The sequence below is a fragment of the Bacillus cereus group sp. N21 genome, assembly GCF_016483395.1.
Taxonomy (GTDB): Bacteria; Bacillota; Bacilli; order Bacillales; family Bacillaceae_G; genus Bacillus_A; species Bacillus_A pseudomycoides.
The window spans coordinates 1-371 of record NZ_JAEHBX010000269.1; the positions used below are offsets into that span (position 1 = coordinate 1).

Consider the following 371-nt stretch of genomic DNA (forward strand, 5'->3'; position numbering starts at 1 on the left):
GGAAATCTTATCTATCAAATTTGGAAGAAGAAAAACAAAAACACATTGTTATCTTGGCGTTTGGATGAAACCTATATCAAAATTAAAGGAAAGTGGTGTTATTTATATCGAGCAATTGATAAAGAGGGACAAACACTTGATATTCAACTTCGTCAAAAACGAGACAAACAAGCAGCATATGCTTTTATGAAAAGACTCGCTCGAACTTTTGGAGAACCAACGGTTCTGACGACAGATAAGGCTCCTTATTTAGCTTCCGCATTCAAAAAATTAAAGGAGATAGGTCTTTACAAAAATACCTTTCATCGTACAATAAAGTACCTCAATAATATCATCGAGCAAGATCATCGACATGTGAAACGTCGATTTTC

The 371-nt window shown here is 34.5% G+C and carries 1 protein-coding gene; it reads left to right on the top strand.

Features of this window, described 5'->3' with window-relative positions; all coding sequences use genetic code 11:
• Positions 1–371, top strand: a 371-nt coding sequence (locus JDS96_RS30805; protein ID WP_199669130.1) for an IS6 family transposase, incomplete at both ends; no start/stop codon positions are given.